The sequence below is a fragment of the Serratia sp. CY29653 genome, assembly GCF_052169255.1.
Classification (GTDB): domain Bacteria; phylum Pseudomonadota; class Gammaproteobacteria; order Enterobacterales; family Enterobacteriaceae; genus Serratia; species Serratia sarumanii.
Window position 1 is genome coordinate 23,079 of sequence record NZ_JBJNLC010000006.1, and the last position, 16,983, is coordinate 40,061.

The 16,983-nt window shown below is 59.7% G+C and carries 17 protein-coding genes and 1 other RNA gene; 11 read left to right on the plus strand and 7 right to left on the minus strand.

Annotation, left to right across the window (positions count from 1 at the left end; genetic code table 11):
* Positions 1–157: 157 nt before the first annotated feature.
* Entirely contained in the window at positions 158–1,189 is a 1,032-nt protein-coding gene (locus tag ACJ8HN_RS21195; protein ID WP_033649411.1) for a methionine synthase, read from the minus strand.
* 25 nt (positions 1,190–1,214) lie between these two features.
* Positions 1,215–2,192 carry a DUF1852 domain-containing protein gene (locus ACJ8HN_RS21200; protein ID WP_033635868.1) on the minus strand — a complete coding sequence of 326 codons (978 nt, stop codon included), beginning with the start codon at positions 2,190–2,192 and terminating at the stop codon, positions 1,215–1,217.
* 316 nt (positions 2,193–2,508) lie between these two features.
* Between ACJ8HN_RS21200 and ACJ8HN_RS21205 the strand changes: the two genes are divergently transcribed.
* Positions 2,509–3,048 carry a DUF2058 domain-containing protein gene (locus ACJ8HN_RS21205; RefSeq protein ID WP_033635867.1) on the plus strand — a complete coding sequence of 180 codons (540 nt, stop codon included), beginning with the start codon at positions 2,509–2,511 and terminating at the stop codon, positions 3,046–3,048.
* A gap of 7 nt (positions 3,049–3,055) precedes the next feature.
* Here the strand turns inward: ACJ8HN_RS21205 and ACJ8HN_RS21210 are convergent, their stop codons facing one another.
* On the minus strand, positions 3,056–3,754 hold the full coding sequence (locus tag ACJ8HN_RS21210) for an RluA family pseudouridine synthase (protein ID WP_060388356.1): 699 nt from the start codon (positions 3,752–3,754) through the stop codon (positions 3,056–3,058).
* A gap of 204 nt (positions 3,755–3,958) precedes the next feature.
* On the opposite strand from ACJ8HN_RS21210, the gene argO reads away from it, so the two are divergent.
* Together argO and ACJ8HN_RS21220 are read left to right on the plus strand one after the other, a co-directional pair.
* Positions 3,959–4,576: an arginine exporter ArgO gene (gene argO / locus ACJ8HN_RS21215; protein ID WP_025304159.1), complete on the plus strand. Its 618-nt coding sequence runs from the start codon at positions 3,959–3,961 to the stop codon at positions 4,574–4,576.
* A 121-nt stretch (positions 4,577–4,697) separates the two neighbouring features.
* Entirely contained in the window at positions 4,698–5,429 is a 732-nt protein-coding gene (locus tag ACJ8HN_RS21220) for an oxidative stress defense protein (RefSeq protein WP_025160209.1), read from the plus strand.
* A gap of 47 nt (positions 5,430–5,476) precedes the next feature.
* Here the strand turns inward: ACJ8HN_RS21220 and ACJ8HN_RS21225 are convergent, their stop codons facing one another.
* Positions 5,477–6,370, minus strand: coding sequence for a LysR family transcriptional regulator ArgP (locus ACJ8HN_RS21225; RefSeq protein ID WP_342170435.1), 894 nt, complete (start codon positions 6,368–6,370; stop codon positions 5,477–5,479).
* Between the two features lie 204 nt (positions 6,371–6,574).
* Between ACJ8HN_RS21225 and rpiA the strand changes: the two genes are divergently transcribed.
* Positions 6,575–7,231 carry a ribose-5-phosphate isomerase RpiA gene (rpiA, locus tag ACJ8HN_RS21230; protein ID WP_025304157.1) on the plus strand — a complete coding sequence of 219 codons (657 nt, stop codon included), beginning with the start codon at positions 6,575–6,577 and terminating at the stop codon, positions 7,229–7,231.
* A gap of 292 nt (positions 7,232–7,523) precedes the next feature.
* Complete coding sequence (gene serA, locus ACJ8HN_RS21235; RefSeq protein WP_025304156.1) at positions 7,524–8,762, plus strand: phosphoglycerate dehydrogenase; 1,239 nt, start codon at positions 7,524–7,526, stop codon at positions 8,760–8,762.
* Between the two features lie 48 nt (positions 8,763–8,810).
* On the opposite strand, the gene ACJ8HN_RS21240 is transcribed toward serA, so the two are convergent.
* The 3 genes from ACJ8HN_RS21240 to zapA all read right to left on the minus strand — a co-directional run bounded on the left by ACJ8HN_RS21240 (position 8,811) and on the right by zapA (position 10,024).
* Positions 8,811–9,419: a 5-formyltetrahydrofolate cyclo-ligase gene (locus ACJ8HN_RS21240; RefSeq protein ID WP_033638575.1), complete on the minus strand. Its 609-nt coding sequence runs from the start codon at positions 9,417–9,419 to the stop codon at positions 8,811–8,813.
* 52 nt (positions 9,420–9,471) lie between these two features.
* A non-coding RNA gene (gene ssrS, locus ACJ8HN_RS21245) (6S RNA) lies at positions 9,472–9,654 on the minus strand.
* Between the two features lie 40 nt (positions 9,655–9,694).
* Positions 9,695–10,024: a cell division protein ZapA gene (gene zapA, locus ACJ8HN_RS21250; protein WP_004931621.1), complete on the minus strand. Its 330-nt coding sequence runs from the start codon at positions 10,022–10,024 to the stop codon at positions 9,695–9,697.
* A 319-nt stretch (positions 10,025–10,343) separates the two neighbouring features.
* On the opposite strand from zapA, the gene ACJ8HN_RS21255 reads away from it, so the two are divergent.
* The 6 genes from ACJ8HN_RS21255 (at position 10,344) to gcvH (ending at position 16,912) form a co-directional block, all read left to right on the plus strand.
* Positions 10,344–10,922 (plus strand): YecA/YgfB family protein, encoded by a 579-nt coding sequence (locus ACJ8HN_RS21255; protein WP_033635861.1) that lies wholly within the window; start codon positions 10,344–10,346, stop codon positions 10,920–10,922.
* Between the two features lie 55 nt (positions 10,923–10,977).
* Entirely contained in the window at positions 10,978–12,294 is a 1,317-nt protein-coding gene (gene pepP, locus ACJ8HN_RS21260) for a Xaa-Pro aminopeptidase (protein WP_442523909.1), read from the plus strand.
* Position 12,295: 1 nt separating this feature from the next.
* Positions 12,296–13,474, plus strand: coding sequence for a 2-octaprenyl-6-methoxyphenyl hydroxylase (gene ubiH, locus ACJ8HN_RS21265; RefSeq protein ID WP_309252868.1), 1,179 nt, complete (start codon positions 12,296–12,298; stop codon positions 13,472–13,474).
* A gap of 80 nt (positions 13,475–13,554) precedes the next feature.
* Positions 13,555–14,757 (plus strand): FAD-dependent 2-octaprenylphenol hydroxylase, encoded by a 1,203-nt coding sequence (gene ubiI / locus ACJ8HN_RS21270; protein WP_060422110.1) that lies wholly within the window; start codon positions 13,555–13,557, stop codon positions 14,755–14,757.
* A 507-nt stretch (positions 14,758–15,264) separates the two neighbouring features.
* Positions 15,265–16,362, plus strand: coding sequence for a glycine cleavage system aminomethyltransferase GcvT (gene gcvT, locus ACJ8HN_RS21275; RefSeq protein WP_049232314.1), 1,098 nt, complete (start codon positions 15,265–15,267; stop codon positions 16,360–16,362).
* 163 nt (positions 16,363–16,525) lie between these two features.
* Positions 16,526–16,912, plus strand: coding sequence for a glycine cleavage system protein GcvH (gene gcvH, locus ACJ8HN_RS21280; protein ID WP_442523910.1), 387 nt, complete (start codon positions 16,526–16,528; stop codon positions 16,910–16,912).
* Positions 16,913–16,983 lie beyond the last annotated feature (71 nt).

Genomic DNA, 16,983 nt, shown 5'->3' on the forward strand with positions numbered 1-16,983 from the left:
TATTAAGCTGGTGTGGGCTGGCTGAGGGGCCGTTCAGGCCGCTGTGGCTGGCATCGCGTAGAAATCCGAGTATACACCAGAGCGGGGGCGTTGCGGGGAGGGGGAGTCGATGATCATCGCCCGCCGCAGGAGGGTACTGCGGCGGGCGATGGCGCGATTATTTGGCCAGCAGTTCTCGGCGCACGATCTCGGCGCCGGCACTCAAGGCATTCAGCTTGCCGCTGGCGACCTGACGAGGCAGGGGAGCCATGCCGCAGTTGGTCGACGGATAGAGCTTGTCGGCATCGACAAACTGCAGCGCTTTGCGCAGCGTAGCGGCCACTTCCTCCGGCGTCTCAACGGTATGATTCGCCACATCAATGGCGCCAACCATCACTTTTTTGCCGCGAATCAGTTCCAGCAGATCCATCGGGACGTGCGAGTTATGGCACTCCAGCGAGATAATATCGATGGTAGACGTTTGCAGCTTGGGAAACGCCTCTTCATATTGCCGCCACTCTGAGCCCAGCGTCTTTTTCCAGTCGGTATTGGCCTTAATGCCGTATCCATAGCAGATATGCACCGCCGTTTCACACTTAAGCCCTTCAACGGCCCTTTCCAGGGCGGCGATGCCCCAGTCATTCACCTCGTCAAAGAACACGTTAAATGCGGGCTCATCAAACTGAATAATGTCGACGCCGGCGGCCTCGAGCTCTTTGGCTTCCTGATTGAGGATCTTGGCGAACTCCCAGGCCAATTTCTCGCGGCTTTTATAGTGGTTGTCATAAAGCGTGTCGATCATGGTCATCGGCCCCGGCAGGGCCCATTTAATCGGCTGCTTGGTCAGCTGGCGTAAAAATTTGGCGTCTTCAACGAAAACGGGCTTTTGGCGCGCCACCGCACCCACGACGCTCGGCACGCTCGCCTCATAGCGATTGCGGATTTTAACCACTTCGCGTTTCTCGAAATCGACGCCGCTGAGGTGCTCGATGAACGTCGTGACGAAATGCTGGCGCGTTTGCTCGCCATCGCTGACGATATCGATGCCGGCCTGTTGTTGTTCAGCCAGCGACAAACGCAGGGCATCCTGTTTCCCTTCGATTAATTCTTCATTTTGCAATTTCCAGGGCGACCACAGGGTTTCCGGTTGGGCCAGCCAGGAAGGTTTGGGCAAGCTGCCGGCGGTCGAGGTAGGGAGCAATATTTTCATAATAGATGACCTGTATTTAAGTGAATCAAAGCGCGTAGTGAGCAGACCATTGCTCAAGAATGGGCTTGTAGGGTTTGATAAATTGCTCTTCCGTAAATTTCCCCTGCTCAATCGCTAACTGGCTACGCTCTTCGCGATCGTAAACAATCTTGGTTAATGAATAGTCCTGGTTATTCAGGCTTGGCTGATAGCATTGCCCCGCCGCCGAGTTGGCATTGTAAATTTCAGGCCGATAGATTTTTTGGAAGGTCTCCATCGTGCTGATGGTGCCGATCAGCTCCAGATCGGTGTAATCGCTCAGCAAATCCCCGGGGAAATAAAACGCCAGGGGCGCGACGCTATTTTTCGGCATGAAATAGCGCACCTGCAGGCCCATTTTTTTAAAATACCGGTCGGTCAGCGAAGCGCCGTCTTGCCGATACTCGTCGCCCAACACCGGATGTTGATTGCCCGTCCGATGATAGGTGTCTTTGCTGGACACGCTGAGGCAGATCACCGGCGGTTTGCTGAAATTCTCATGGTATTCGTTTGAATTGACGAAGTGCTTAAAGATATTGCCGTGCAAATCGCCGAAATCATTCGGGATAGTGAATTCCGCCGTGTTTTTATTGTGCGCCGGCAGCAAGACGCTAAAGTCATAATCGCGCACGTAAGACGAGAAATTGTTCCCGACGATGCCCTCAATTCGCTTTTGCGTTTTTTTATCGATGATGTTGGTTTTCAGGATTTCGATCACCGGGAAGCTGGCGCCCTGATCTTCAACGCGCATCTCCACCGAAATGATGTCAAGCTCAACCGAATAGCGGTCGGCCTTGGGGTTATCCCAATGCGCCAACGAATTGAAGCGATTGTTAATCATCACCAGCGTGTTGCGCAGGTTCTCCCGGCGGTTTTCCCCTCTGGCCAAATTGGCGAAGTTGGTGGTGATACGCGTACTTTCAGAAGGGTTATAATCTTCATCGAAAGAACTGCTCTTAATCGTAAAGGCAAAGTCTCTATTCATCGTCTTATAGCATCCTGTTATATGATATGAAGGCTGGATTTATCCATTTCTTTCAATGGGTTGTTTTTCTCTTTTTTTATTCAGCCGATTTCATATTGTCTGTCGTTAATGAGGTCTATTTTTGCCAGAGTCCCGGTGGGAGTGAAAGAGACTTAATTTCATTACCACATGAGCGCTATTCATGATCTGGCGTTCGGACCGGTTGGCCGCCGTCGCCCTGCGGCGCAAACCGCTAACGTACCGGGCCGGCAACCTGGTGCAGCCTGAAAAATTACGGGTATAATCCCCCCATGATCCCACGGCTTCAGACACGAATATGACAAAACTCACCTTACAAGAGCAGATGCTCAAAGCGGGCTTGGTAACCAGCAAGAAAATGGCCAAAGTCCAAAGAACGGCTAAAAAATCACGCGTTCAGGCCCGCGAGGCCAGAGAGGCGGTGGAAGAGAATAAAAAGGCGCAGCTTGAGCGCGATAAGCAGCTGAACGAGCAGCAAAAGCAGGCCGCGCTGTCCAAAGAGTACAAGGCGCAGGTGAAGCAGCTGATCGAGATGAACCGCATCGTTCTGGCGAAAGGCGATATCGGTTTCAACTTCACCGACGGTAACCTGATCAAGAAAATCCTGGTGGATAAGGCGACGCAAACCCAGCTGATCAATGGCCGCCTCGCCATTGCACGCCTGGTGGTCGAGAACCGGGAAGAGTGTGAATACGCGATTATCCCCGCGAGCGTCGCCGATAAAATCGCGCAGCGCGATGCGGCCAGCATTGTGCTGCACAGCGCGCTGAGTCAGGAAGAACAGGATGAAGACGATCCGTACGCCGACTTTAAAGTGCCCGACGATTTGATGTGGTAAGCCGCGTTCAGAACGGCGCGGCGTGACGAGCGGCGATCCGCTCCCCGCTAATGGGGTGCACAAAGTCCAGCTCGCTGGCGTGCAGCATCAGCCGCGGCGTCTGTTCGGTACCCGGCAGCAGTCGCCCGCCATACAGATCGCAGCCTAAAATAGGGTGGCCCAACTGCCGGCTGTGAATACGCAGCTGGTGGGTGCGCCCGGTCTCCGGGATGAGCTGCACCCGCGTCAGCGGCAGCGAGATCCCGCCCTCCGCTTCACGATAAAAGCGCTCGACGACCCGATAGCGGGAGCGGGCGGGCTTGCCGTGGAGGGCGCAAATCGACATCAGCGGGAACAGCGCCGGATCTTTGGCGATCGCCGCGTCTATTACCCCTTCGTTATCCGCCAGATGGCCGCACAGCAGCGCGCTGTACACTTTGCCGACGGTGCGCTCGCTGAACTGCCGGCAGAGTGCGGCGTTGGCGGCCTTGTTGCGGGCCACCACCATCAAGCCGGACGTGCCGAAATCCAGGCGGTGCACCAGGGTGCAGCCGGGGAAGATCTGTACCAGCCGATGGTGTACCGAATCGAGATTCTGCGGATTCTTGCCCGACAGGCTGAGCAGCCCGGCCGGCTTATTGATCAGCGCCAGATGATCGTCCTGATAGAGGATCTCTATTTGGTCATGGCATGGCGGGGCGATAAAGGTATCGGTGACAGTAGACATTGGGCGGCCGGCTGGAAGGTGGGTGCGGATGATAGCGAATTTTTCGCCGATGGGCGAATCTGGCGGCGCGCTCATTTAAGCATTAGCATCTCTGATACTGGATTAGAAACATCAATTTCACCTAATGATCGCTTCCTCGTATGATGCGCGTGTTGACCGATACGCGCCCTCGTCCGGCGCCTTTTATCATTCGAGGAATCTCCCATGTTAGCCGTCTTCCTGCAGGGTTTTGCCCTGAGCGCCGCCATGATCCTGCCGCTGGGCCCGCAGAACGTATTCGTGATGAATCAGGGCATTCGCCGCCAGTATCATTTGATGATCGCCTCGCTGTGCGCGTTGAGCGATATCGTGCTGATCTGCGCCGGTATTTTCGGCGGCAGCGCGTTGCTGACCCGCTCGCCGCTGCTGCTGGCGCTGGTCACCTGGGGCGGGGTGGCGTTTCTGCTGTGGTACGGCTGGGGCGCGTTCCGTTCCGCCTTCAGCCCGCAACCGGCGCAGGCCGCGGCGCAGGAGCTGGCGCAGAGCCGCTGGCGCCTCGTGGTCACCATGCTGGCGGTTACCTGGCTGAACCCGCACGTTTATCTGGATACCTTTGTGGTGCTCGGCAGCCTGGGCGGGCAGCTGACGGCGGACGTGCGCTCCTGGTTCGCGCTCGGCGCGGTCAGCGCGTCGGCGGTGTGGTTCTTCGGGCTGGCGCTGCTGGCCTCCTGGCTGGCGCCGTGGCTGAACACCCAGCGGGCGCAGCGCATCATCAACGCGCTGGTCGGGCTGGTGATGTGGGGCATCGCGCTGCAGCTGGCCTGGCAGGGGGCAAATTTATAAGAATTTGCCACTAATCCGAATTCAAAACGCCGCGCGATATGCTACGTTTGATGCCAGGAATCCGGCGGTTCTCACAGGGAAAAGCCGGCGATCAGAGACAGCCTGTCATTAAGGAGACACTGTGAAGCTAAAAGCATTGGCTATGGCCGCAATGGTCGGATTAGGGACGTTACCGATGGCGCTGCAGGCGGCTGAAGTGCCTGAAGGGCCGCACGTCGTCACCTCCGGCACCGCCAGCGTGGACGCCACGCCGGATATCGCCACCCTGGCGATCGAAGTGAGTGTTTCCTCCAAAGACGCCGCCCAGGCGAAGAAGCAGGTGGACGAGCGCGTAGCGCAGTACTTTGATTTCCTGCAGAAAAATAACATCGAGAAGAAAGACATCAGCGCCGCCAACCTGCGCACCCAGCCGGAGTACGACTACCTGAAAACCGGCGAGTCGGTGCTGAAGGGCTACCGGGCGGTGCGTCAGGTGCAGGTGACCCTGCGTCAGTTGGACAAGCTGAACGAGCTGCTGGACGGCGCGCTGAAATCCGGCCTGAACGAGATCCGCGCGGTGGAGCTGGGCGTCGCCAAGCCGGACGTGTATCGCGAGCAGGCGCGGCAAAAAGCGATCGAGAACGCGACTCAGCAGGCCGAATCCCTGGCCAAAGGTTTCCACGCCAAGCTGGGGCCGGTGTACAGCATTCGCTACCGGGTCGCCAACTACCAGCCGATGCCGGTGGCGCGGATGTATAAGGCGGCCGGTGCGGCGGCGGAAAGCGACGCGGCGCAAACCTATGAGCAGCAAAGCATTCACTTCGACGATCAGGTGGATGTGGTGTTCGAGCTGCAGCGCAACGCCGCGCAGTAAGGTGTTCGTATTGAAGAAAGGTTCGCCGCGGCGAACCTTTTTTCGTTTTAATCCTGGCGCAGCACCTGGTGGCCGTGTTCCAGCAGCGCGTCGGTCACTTTGCGCATCATGCGGCTTTCCGGCGCGAAGCGGTGCCAGTACAGCATGCGGCGCTGATACAGCCCCGGCGTCAGATCGATCAGCTCACCGGAAGCCAGCTCCTTTTCTATCTGCAGATGCGGGATCATACAGCAGGTGGTGCCCTGACGCGCCAGCTGCACGAAGGCTTCCGACGAGTTCACGATATGGCAGGGCACGCTGCCCGGCGACAGATCGAAGTTCTGCTGCAGGAATGCCTGATGCATGTCGTCGAGATGGTCGAAGGCCACCGCCGGCGCTTTCAGCAGCGCGGAGCGGGTGACGCCGCTCGGGAAATAGCGCTCGGCGAAGGCGCTGGAGGCCACGAACAGGTAATCCAGCGCTCCCAGCCGATCCACCATGCAGCTCGGCAGCGGCTGCGGCTGAATACTCACCGCGCCCACCACCTCACCGCGGCGCAGCCGCTCCTGGGTGCGGGTTTCATCTTCCACCTGCAGATTCAGGCGAATGGGGGAATCCGCCAGCACCGGCTTCAGCGCCGGCAGCAGCCAGGTTGCCAGACTGTCGGCGTTGACCGCCAGCGACAGCAGCAGCGGCGTATCGACACCGGTGTCGTTGCCCAGCCACTCTTCTTCCAGCAATTCCACCTGATGCAACAGCGCCAGCAGCTTTTGCCCTTGTTCGGTCGGGCGCGGCGGCACGGTACGGACCAGCAGCGGTTGGCCGAACAGGTTTTCCAGCTGTTTGATGCGTTGGGATACCGCCGATTGCGTGATGCAGAGTTTTTGAGCGGCGCGCTCGAAGCCGCGCTCACGGATCACCGCGTCCAGCGCTTGCAGCGTACGATAGTCTGGGCGTTTCATCGGAAAGATATCCCTTAAATTAGAATGATACCGGCACTATGCCACATTTTGCGCGCGGCGCAGGTGGAAAAATCATGCCCCCGTCTCGCCGCTAAGCGGCTAAAAATGCGGGCTGCGGCAAATAAGTGTGATCCTGCCGGCGTGAAAAACAGCGTTTTACCCTATAATACGCACACGTTTTCGTACAGAGGCAAGGGACATATTATGACGCAGGATGAACTGAAAAAAGCGGTGGGCTGGGCAGCGCTGGAATACGTGACGCCGGGCACCATCGTCGGGGTCGGCACCGGTTCTACCGCCGCCCACTTTATTGACGCGCTGGGCTCCATCAAGCACCAGATCGAAGGCGCGGTATCGAGCTCCGACGCCTCCACCGCCAAGCTGAAAAGCCTCGGCATCCATGTGTTCGACAGCAATGAAGTGGACTCGCTCGATATTTATGTGGACGGCGCGGACGAAATCAACGGCCATATGCAGATGATCAAAGGCGGCGGCGCGGCGCTGACGCGCGAGAAGATCATCGCCGCCATCGCCAAGAAATTTATCTGCATCGTCGACGCCAGCAAGCAAGTGGACGTGCTGGGCAAGTTCCCGCTGCCGGTGGAAGTGATCCCGATGGCTCGCTCTTACGTGGCGCGTGAGCTGGTGAAACTCGGCGGCCTGCCGGAGTATCGCCAAAACGTGGTGACCGACAACGGCAACGTGATCCTCGATGTGCATAACCTGAGCATCACCGACGCCATCGCGCTGGAGAACAAGATCAACGGCATCGCCGGCGTGGTGACCGTGGGGCTGTTCGCCAACCGCGGCGCGGACGTGGCGCTGGTCGGCACCCCGGAAGGCGTGAAAGTGGTCAAATAAACCTCCGCCGTTTGTGGCCCGGTAGTGCCGGGCCGCATAATTCTTCGGTTAAAATATCTTTTCTGAAAAACGGCAAATTTGGTGACTTATGTCACATTGTGAAAACTGACTCCCCAAAGCTTCTGCCGAAAACTTTCCCTATGGCATTTTCTGCCGTAAACCGCCATCAACGCTGCGCCTTGTCCTGCCGGGCAGGCAATCGTTTGTATTGCCGCCCGCGTTATTTTTGTTATGTTGGATGGGAGCTGTGTCGTCACAGCCGCTTCTGAAGTCTGAACATAGGGTCGGGTAAATGGCAAAAGTATCATTGGAGAAAGACAGGATTAAATTCCTGTTGGTGGAAGGGGTTCATCAGAGCACGGTCGATAATTTACGTGCCGCCGGTTATACCAACATCGAATACCATAAGGGTGCGTTAGACACCGAATCGCTGAAGGCATCCATCCGCGATGCGCACTTCGTCGGCATCCGATCGCGTACGCATCTGACCGAAGAGGTGTTCGCCGCCGCAGAAAAACTGGTGGCTGTGGGCTGCTTCTGCATCGGCACCAACCAGGTTGATCTGAAAGCGGCGACCAAGCGCGGTATTCCGGTCTTTAACGCCCCGTTCTCCAATACCCGATCCGTGGCCGAAATGGTGCTGGGCGAGCTGCTGTTGATGCTGCGCGGCATTCCGGCCGCCAACGCCAAGGCGCACCGCGGCGTGTGGCACAAACTGGCCGTGGGCTCCTACGAGGCGCGCGGCAAAAAGCTGGGCATCATCGGCTACGGCCACATCGGCACCCAGCTGGGCATTCTGGCCGAAGGGCTGGGCATGAAGGTGTTCTTCTACGACATCGAGAACAAGCTGCCGTTAGGTAACGCGCAGCAGGTGCGTCATCTGTCCGATCTGCTCAATATGAGCGACGTGGTGACGCTGCACGTGCCGGAAACGCTGGCCACCAAGAACATGATGGGGGCGGAAGAGCTGGCGCTGATGAAACCGGGCGCCATTCTGATCAACGCCTCGCGCGGCACCGTGGTGGATATTCCCGCGCTGTGCGACGCGCTGGCCAGCAATCACCTGGCGGGCGCGGCGATCGACGTCTTCCCGGAAGAACCGGCGACCAACAGCGATCCGTTCAACTCGCCGCTGTGTGAGTTCGACAACGTGCTGCTGACGCCGCACATCGGCGGCTCCACCCAGGAAGCGCAGGAGAATATCGGCGACGAAGTGGCCGGCAAGCTGGCGAAATACTCCGACAACGGGTCGACCCTGTCCGCCGTCAACTTCCCGGAAGTGTCGCTGCCGGCGCATGGCCCGAACGCCAGCCGCCTGCTGCACATCCACGAAAACCGCCCGGGCGTGCTGACGCAGATTAACCAGATCTTCGCCGAAGAGGGGGTTAACATCGCCGCACAGTATCTGCAAACCGGGCCGGAAATTGGCTACGTGGTGATCGACATTGAAGCGGAAACCGCGCGTGCCGACGCCGCGCTGCAGCGCATGAAGGCCATCGACGGCACCATTCGCGCCCGTCTGCTGTTCTGATTCGGCGGCTCGCCGCAACGAAAAAGGCCGGAGCGATCCGGCCTTTTGCTATTTGGGCTCGTGCCACGCCCAGCTGCAGAGCGGGGTGAGAATTTCCGGCAGCGGGATATCCCAGTGCTCGATCGGCAGGCGCTCCACCTGCTGGCAATCATGGGCCAGGCCGATAGGATAGGGGCCGCCGCTGCGCCAGTTTTGCAGGGTGCGATCGTAAAAGCCGCCGCCCATGCCCAGACGCTGCCCGGTATGATCGAACGCCACCAGCGGCGTCAGCACGACGTCCAGCTCGCCCAGCGGCAGCACCTGGCGCACATCGAGGCGCGGTTCGAGAATATTGAAGCGATTGCGCACCAGCGGCGTTTCCGGCGCATAACGCAGGAACAGCAGGTGGCCAGGGCTGAACGGGTGCAGCACCGGCAGGTAAACCCGTTTGCCGAGCGTCCACAGTTGCTCGATCAGCGGCCCGGTGTCGAGTTCACCGTCAAACGACAGGAATACCGCGATGCTGTGCGCCGCCTTAATGTGCGTATGCGCGACGAGGCGCTCGGCTATCTTGTCTGCGGCAAAGCGTTGCTGGCCCGGCGTAAGCTCGCGCCGACGTTGGCGTATGAGTTGACGAATGGCTTGGCGCTGCTGCGCGAATTGGGGTTGAAAAGGCATCGTATCAGGCTTGCTCAGTGTGGCGTTCGGCACACATAAACCGCTGAGAAGGGGAATCTCCGAGATGCCGTCGCAGGCTGTAACCCTTGAACCCATGGTTCAAGGTGAACGTGCCGTCGCAATCTTAAGGCTTCTCGGCGCACCGAGCGTGCTCACCGATCGCGGAGCAACACATTCTGTTTGTACTAAATATCGGCTCAGGGGACTGGCCCGCTGGCGAACATCTCAGAGAAATTTTGTACTCGTTGCCGAAACTGTGATTTCAACAACTTAAGTTATTCGAATTGTGCATCCTGACGTTCAGAGATGCGACCTTGTTCAAGCAACGCTTGTTCAATGGTCTGCTGCAGCATCCGTATGCGTTGTTCCATATTGGACGCATAGTCACGGGTTTTCAACCGTTCTTGAGCAAGTTCGTGACAGACGTTCAATGCCGCGATGAAAACCAGTTGCTCAGTATTGGAGACTCTAGTGCGAACTTTAAGATCTTGCAACCGTTGGTTAAGATCGTCCGCCGCCATATTCAACGCATCTTGTTGTTCTGGCGGGCAATTGACTCTTAACGAGCGGCCAAAAATTTGAATATCTACCGGTTGTGCAGACATGCCACCTTCCTGCCTAAATTTCGCGCCAGCCTTGTCCGCCCTGGCCGGGCCGTCAAAGCGGGCGCCACTATATATACCTCGGTACCAAGATACAACCCCTTTTTCAGTACCTGGTTGTAATCTACTGTGGCGCACATTGCCAGTCAAAAAAGGGTTTCAAAATGCGTATTTACCGCACTTTCGTCACCCGCCGGCGCAGTGTGAAACCTGCCACATCGCGATTATAACTAGCCACTGAGGTGTCGCGCTTATCTGGTATAGCGACGGACCTTGGTGGTAGCATAACACGAACTTATCCTGCCAACGATGACGAATGCGCATGTCTATACAGAATACATTTCCAAGTTACCAATCTTTGACCGTGGCCCTCAACCAGCAGTCGGTGGCGCTGACCGCGGCAGAAATGCACGGCCTGATCAGCGGCCTGCTGTGCGGCGGCAGCCGTGATGCCGGCTGGCAGGCGCTGGTGCACGATCTGACCAACGAAGGCGTCGCCTTCCCGCAGGCGCTCAGCCAACCGCTGCAACAGCTGTATGAAGTGACGCGCGAAACGCTGGAAGACGACGAATTCCTGTTCCAACTGATGTTGCCGGAAGGGGAAGCCGTCAGCGTGTTCGATCGCGCCGACGCGCTGGCCGGTTGGGTCAACCACTTCCTGCTCGGGCTGGGCATGATGCAGCCCAAGCTGGCCCAGGTGAAAGACGAAGTCGGTGAAGCGATCGACGATCTGCGCAACATCGCGCAGCTGGGCTACGACGAAGACGAAGATCAGGAAGAATTGGAGCAGTCGCTGGAAGAAGTGGCGGAGTATGTGCGGGTTGCCGCCATCATGTGCTACGGCGAATTCACCCGTCACAAGCCAACGGCGCCGGAAAACATCAAACCGACGTTGCACTAAACGTCCTATCGGCCCTCCGCCGGCGATGCGGATGGCATGATTTCAGGAGAAGGTAATGACTCAGCAGGAATTCAACAACCGCCGTCAGGCGCTGTTGGCGAAAATGGCGCCGGCCAGCGCGGCGGTTATTTTCTCTGCGCCGGAAACGACGCGCAGTGCAGATTCAGACTATCCCTATCGGCAGAACAGCGACTTTTGGTACCTGACCGGCTTCAATGAGCCGGAAGCGGTGCTGGTGCTGATCAAAAGCGACGACACGCACAACCACAGCGTGCTGTTCAACCGGGTGCGCGATCTGACGGCGGAAATCTGGTTTGGCCGCCGCCTGGGGCAAGACGCCGCGCCGGCGAAGCTGGGCGTGGATCGCGCGCTGCCGTTCGATGAAATCAATGACCAGCTGCACCTGCTGCTCAACGGCCTGGACGTGGTTTACCACGCGCAGGGTGAATACGCCTACGCCGATCAGATCCTGTTCGGCGCGCTGGACAAGCTGCGCAAGGGGTTCCGCCAGAATCTGCAGGCGCCGACCACCGTTACCGACTGGCGGCCGTGGCTGCATGACATGCGCCTGTTCAAATCGCCGGAAGAGCTGGCGGTGATGCGTCGCGCCGGTGAGATCAGCGCGCTGGCGCACACCCGCGCGATGGAAAAATGCCGCCCGGGCATGTTCGAATACCAGCTGGAAGCGGAAATTCACCATGAATTCACCCGCCTCGGCGCCCGCTACCCGTCTTACAACACCATCGTCGGCAGCGGCGAAAACGGCTGTATCCTGCACTACACCGAGAACGAGAGCCAGATGCGCGACGGCGATCTGGTGCTGATCGACGCCGGTTGTGAGTACCAGGGGTATGCCGGCGACATCACCCGCACCTTCCCGGTCAACGGCAAGTTCAGCAAGCCGCAGCGCGCGGTGTACGACATCGTGCTGGCGTCGCTGCTGCGCGCTTTGGAACTGTTTAAACCCGGCACCAGCATCCGCGAAGTCAACGACGAAGTGGTGCGCATCATGGTGGTCGGGCTGGTGGAACTGGGCGTATTGAAAGGTGAAGTCGATCAGTTGATCGCCGAGCAGGCGCACCGGCAGTTCTTCATGCACGGGCTGAGCCACTGGCTGGGCCTCGACGTGCACGACGTCGGCCACTACGGCACGCCGAGCCGCGATCGGCTGCTGGAGCCGGGCATGGTACTGACCGTGGAACCGGGGCTGTACATTGCGCCGGATGCGGACGTGCCGGCGGAATACCGCGGCATCGGCATCCGCATCGAGGACGACATCGTGATCACCGCCGACGGCAATGAAAACCTGACCGCTACCGTGGTGAAAGACGCCGATGCCATCGAAGCGTTGATGGCGGCGACAAGGTCATAAAATGAGCGTAATTATCGTTGGTGGCGGTATGGCGGGCGCGACGCTGGCGCTGGCTATCTCGTCGCTTACTCAGGGAAGAATGGCGGTGGATCTGGTCGAGGCGACTCGGCCGGATGACCGCAGCCATCCGGGCTTTGACGCCCGCGCCATCGCACTGGCGCAGGGCACTTGCCAACAGCTGGCGCGCATCGGCGTTTGGCCGGCGCTGCGCGACTGCGCTACGCCGATCGCTCAGGTGCACGTCAGCGATCGCGGCCACGCCGGTTTCGTGAATCTGCAGGCGCAGGATTATCAGGTCGATGCGCTCGGCCAGGTGATCGAACTGCATGACGCCGGGCAGCGGCTGTTCGCGCTGCTGGCGAAGGCGCCGGGCGTTACGCTGCACTGCCCCGCGCGGGTGGTAGACGTGATTCGCACCGCAGAGCGGGCGGAAGTACAACTGGATACCGGTCTGCGCCTGTGCGGGCAACTGCTGGTGGCGGCCGACGGTTCGCGTTCGGCGCTGGCGCAGGCCTGCAACGTGCAGTGGCGGCAGGAGGACTATCCGCAGTTCGCCACCATCGCCAACGTCACCACGGCGGAAGATCCGCAGGGGCGCGCCTTCGAGCGCTTTACCCGCTACGGGCCGCTGGCGCTGCTGCCGATGTCGCAGGGGCGCAGTTCGCTGGTGTGGTGCCATGCGCGCGAAGATCGCGCCCGGGTGGATGCCTGGGACGACGAGCGTTTTATCGCCGAGCTGCAACAGGCCTTCGGCTGGCGGCTGGGGCGCATCCTCAAGGCCGGTAAACGGCACAGCTATCCGCTCAGCCTGCTGACCGCCGATCGGCATGTCAGCCATCGTCTGGCGCTGGTGGGCAACGCGGCGCAGACGCTGCATCCGATCGCCGGGCAGGGGTTCAACCTCGGTCTGCGCGACGTGATGTCGCTGGCGGAAACGCTGGCAGAAGCGATGAACAGCGGCGAAGACGCCGGTGGTTATGCGCTGCTGAGCCGCTATCAGCAGCGGCGGCAAAACGATCAGCAGGCGACGATCGGCGTGACCGACGGATTGATCCGCCTGTTCGCCAACCGTTATGCCCCGCTGGTGGTCGGCCGCAACCTGGGGCTGATGGCGATGGAGCGTTTGCCGGCGGTGCGCGACGCCTTCGCCAAGCGCACGCTGGGCTGGGTGGAACGTTAGACACAGAATCGGGCGCCCTGTGGCGCGCCCAAAACGCGGCGCGGCAAGGCGTCGCGCGTTATTTAAGGAAATCGAGCAGCATGCAATCATTTGACGTGATTATCGCCGGTGGCGGTATGGTGGGGCTGGCGTTGGCCTGCGGCCTGCAGGGCAGCGGGCTGCGCGTGGCGGTGCTGGAGCAGCGCCAGCCGGACATGGCGCCGCCGTCGGAGCAGCCTGCGCTGCGGGTCTCCGCCATCAATGCCGCCAGCGAGCGTTTGCTGCAGCACATCGGCGTGTGGGACGACATTCTCCAGCTGCGCGCCAGCGCCTACAACGCGATGGAAGTGTGGGATCGCGACAGCTTTGGCAAAATCGCCTTCCGCGGCGACGAGTGCGGCTTCAGCCATCTTGGCCACATCATCGAAAACTCGGTGATCCAGCAGGCGCTGTGGAAACGCGCCGAAAGCCTGTCGGACATCACGCTGATTACCCCGGCCGCGCTCAAACAGGTGGCGTGGGGCGAGAACGACGCTTTCGTCACGCTGGAGGACGGCCGCATGCTGACCGCCCGCCTAATGATCGGCGCCGACGGCGCCCAGTCGTGGCTGCGCCAGCACGCCGACATTCCGCTTACCTTCTGGGATTACCGCCACCATGCGCTGGTCGCCACCATTCGCACCGAAGAGCCGCATCAGGCGACGGCGCGGCAAATTTTCCACGGCGACGGCATTCTGGCGTTCCTGCCGTTCAGCGATCCGCATTTGAGCTCCATCGTCTGGTCGGTGACGCCGGAAGACGCCGAGCGGCTCAAGCAGCTGGAACCGGCGCAGTTCAACCGCGAACTGGCGATGGCCTTCGACATGCGCCTGGGGGCTTGCAGCCTGGAAAGCGAACGGCTGGCGTTCCCGCTGACCGGCCGCTATGCGCGCAGTTTCGCCGCGCACCGCCTGGCGCTGGTGGGCGATGCGGCGCATACCGTGCATCCGTTGGCCGGGCAGGGTGTGAACCTGGGCTTTATGGACGCCGCCGAGCTGATTTCCGAACTGCGCCGCCTGCAGCGGCAGGGCAAGGATATCGGCCAGCACCTCTATCTGCGCCGCTATGAGCGCCGCCGCAAACATGGCGCGGCGGTAATGCTGGCCAGCATGCAGGGATTCCGCGAATTGTTCGACGGCAACCACCCGGCCAAAAAGCTGCTGCGCGACGTGGGCCTACGGCTGGCGGACAGCCTGCCGGGCGTCAAGCCGAAGCTGGTGCGTCAGGCGATGGGCCTGAACGATCTGCCCGAGTGGCTTGCCTGACATCCTGCCTTCTGCGAGCCCTCCGCGGGCTCGCGCTTCTTGCCTTATGCCATCGTCTTTCCTTATATAACCCTTCATTTGAAATAATCTAATTTCAGCCGCTTTTTATCATTACTTTTTCTAATTCCATGTTCGGTTATCAAAAGTCGGAATCTCATGTGCGGCCGTCGGTTTGTTATATAACTTCGGAGTTTTGCCGCTTTAATTGTTAATTTTGTGCCTTAAAGCGCATTTTTCCAGTGAAAAACTCTGCACACTAGCCCGGCATTTTACCGCCCCGGAACGGCGATGAGCCTATTTTAACTTATGGTTAATGTGGTCGTTCGGTGATAAGTTCGAGGGAAAGGTATCGTTTGCGTCACGGCGGTTGCACGCAGTTTCCGCCCGTCCCGGCGCAGCATTTGTGTTGAGCAGTCAGTGCGCCATGGCGATCGGGCCGCGAGCCAGGCTCCGCCGCATTGCGTGGCAGCACCCTAACTTCTAGCGACGAGTGGAAAGAGGGAAAAGATGGCAAAGCAAACCCCACTGTACGACCAGCACGTGGCGTGCGGTGCGCGCATGGTAGACTTTCACGGCTGGATGATGCCGCTGCACTACGGCTCGCAGCTTGATGAGCACCACGCGGTGCGTCAGGATGCCGGCATGTTCGACGTGTCTCACATGACCATTGTGGATCTGCACGGCGCCCGCACCCGCGAGTTCCTGCGCTACCTGCTGGCGAACGACGTCGCCAAACTGACCCAACCCGGCAAAGCGCTGTACACCGGCATGCTGAATGCCTCCGGCGGCGTGATTGACGACCTGATCGTTTATTTCCTCACTGAAGACTATTTCCGCCTGGTGGTGAACTCCGCCACCCGCGACAAAGACCTGGCCTGGATTGAAGAGCACGCCGCGCCGTATGGCGTTGCGCTGACGGTGCGCGACGATCTGGCGCTGATCGCGGTGCAGGGCCCGCAAGCCAAAGAGCGCGCCGGCACGCTGTTCACCCCGGAACAAAAAAGCGCGGTTGAAGGCATGAAGCCATTCTTCGGCGTACAGGCCGGCGAGCTGTTCATCGCCACCACCGGTTACACCGGCGAGGCCGGCTATGAGATCGCGCTGCCGAAAGCGCAGGCGGCGGATTTCTGGCAAAAATTGCTGGCCGCGGGCGTCAAGCCGGCCGGTCTGGGCGCGCGCGACACGCTGCGTCTGGAAGCGGGCATGAACCTCTACGGGCAAGAGATGGACGAAGGCGTTTCGCCGCTGGCCGCCAACATGGGCTGGACCATCGCCTGGCAGCCGGAAGATCGCCGTTTCATCGGCCGTGAAGCGCTGGAACAACAGCGCGAGCAGGGCACCGAGCAACTGGTCGGCTTGATCATGACGGAAAAAGGCGTATTACGTAATGAGCTGCCGGTGCGTTTCACCGACGCGGCGGGGCAAACCCACGAAGGCGTGATCACCAGCGGTTCGTTCTCTCCGACGCTGGGCTTCAGCATCGCGCTGGCGCGCGTGCCGGCGGGCATCGGCGAGCAGGCCATCGTGCAGATCCGCAACCGTGAAATGCCGGTCAAAGTGACCAAGCCCGGTTTCGTTCGCGCCGGCAAGCCGCTGACAAATTGATTTTTATTGATTCTTCCCTAGGGATTTCGCGCTGCGGCTAGGCGGCAAGTGCGCGAGTCCTCGGGAGCTTACTGCGGTAAGTGACCGAGGTGAACGTACGCAGCCAACAACGCAGCAGTGTGAAAGACGACGGGAAATTATTTCTTCGAAGGAGTAACCGGCTATGAGCAATGTGCCAACAGAATTGAAATACGCATCCTCCCACGAGTGGGTTCGTTCAGAAGGTAACAGCGTTTACACCGTAGGCATCACCGAACACGCGCAGGAACTGCTGGGCGATATGGTGTTTGTCGATCTGCCGGAAGTGGGCCGCCGCGTCGCCGCCGGTGAAGATTGCGCCGTGGCGGAGTCCGTCAAGGCGGCGTCGGACATTTACGCGCCAATCAGCGGCGAAATCGTGGCGGTGAACGGCGAGCTGGAAAGCTCCCCGGAGCTGGTCAACAGCGAACCTTACGGTGACGGCTTCCTGTTCCAGATTAAAGCCGCCGACGAAGGTGAGCTGGCGAACCTGCTGGACGCCGCGGCTTATCAGGCCTCGATCGACGAGTAATAGTGACCACGTCCCAGGCCTTTTGGCCGGGGCGTTTTAGTTACCGCTCAAGCTATATCCCGTATCACGCA

Coding starts and splice junctions, on each gene's coding strand:
- ACJ8HN_RS21195 (WP_033649411.1), bottom strand. CDS start 1,189: ATGAAAATATTGCTCCCTACCTCGACCGCCGGCAGCTTGCCCAAACCT.
- ACJ8HN_RS21200 (WP_033635868.1), bottom strand. CDS start 2,192: ATGAATAGAGACTTTGCCTTTACGATTAAGAGCAGTTCTTTCGATGAA.
- ACJ8HN_RS21205 (WP_033635867.1), top strand. CDS start 2,509: ATGACAAAACTCACCTTACAAGAGCAGATGCTCAAAGCGGGCTTGGTA.
- ACJ8HN_RS21210 (WP_060388356.1), bottom strand. CDS start 3,754: ATGTCTACTGTCACCGATACCTTTATCGCCCCGCCATGCCATGACCAA.
- argO (WP_025304159.1), top strand. CDS start 3,959: ATGTTAGCCGTCTTCCTGCAGGGTTTTGCCCTGAGCGCCGCCATGATC.
- ACJ8HN_RS21225 (WP_342170435.1), bottom strand. CDS start 6,370: ATGAAACGCCCAGACTATCGTACGCTGCAAGCGCTGGACGCGGTGATC.
- rpiA (WP_025304157.1), top strand. CDS start 6,575: ATGACGCAGGATGAACTGAAAAAAGCGGTGGGCTGGGCAGCGCTGGAA.
- serA (WP_025304156.1), top strand. CDS start 7,524: ATGGCAAAAGTATCATTGGAGAAAGACAGGATTAAATTCCTGTTGGTG.
- ACJ8HN_RS21240 (WP_033638575.1), bottom strand. CDS start 9,419: ATGCCTTTTCAACCCCAATTCGCGCAGCAGCGCCAAGCCATTCGTCAA.
- zapA (WP_004931621.1), bottom strand. CDS start 10,024: ATGTCTGCACAACCGGTAGATATTCAAATTTTTGGCCGCTCGTTAAGA.
- ACJ8HN_RS21255 (WP_033635861.1), top strand. CDS start 10,344: ATGTCTATACAGAATACATTTCCAAGTTACCAATCTTTGACCGTGGCC.
- pepP (WP_442523909.1), top strand. CDS start 10,978: ATGACTCAGCAGGAATTCAACAACCGCCGTCAGGCGCTGTTGGCGAAA.
- ubiH (WP_309252868.1), top strand. CDS start 12,296: ATGAGCGTAATTATCGTTGGTGGCGGTATGGCGGGCGCGACGCTGGCG.
- ubiI (WP_060422110.1), top strand. CDS start 13,555: ATGCAATCATTTGACGTGATTATCGCCGGTGGCGGTATGGTGGGGCTG.
- gcvT (WP_049232314.1), top strand. CDS start 15,265: ATGGCAAAGCAAACCCCACTGTACGACCAGCACGTGGCGTGCGGTGCG.
- gcvH (WP_442523910.1), top strand. CDS start 16,526: ATGAGCAATGTGCCAACAGAATTGAAATACGCATCCTCCCACGAGTGG.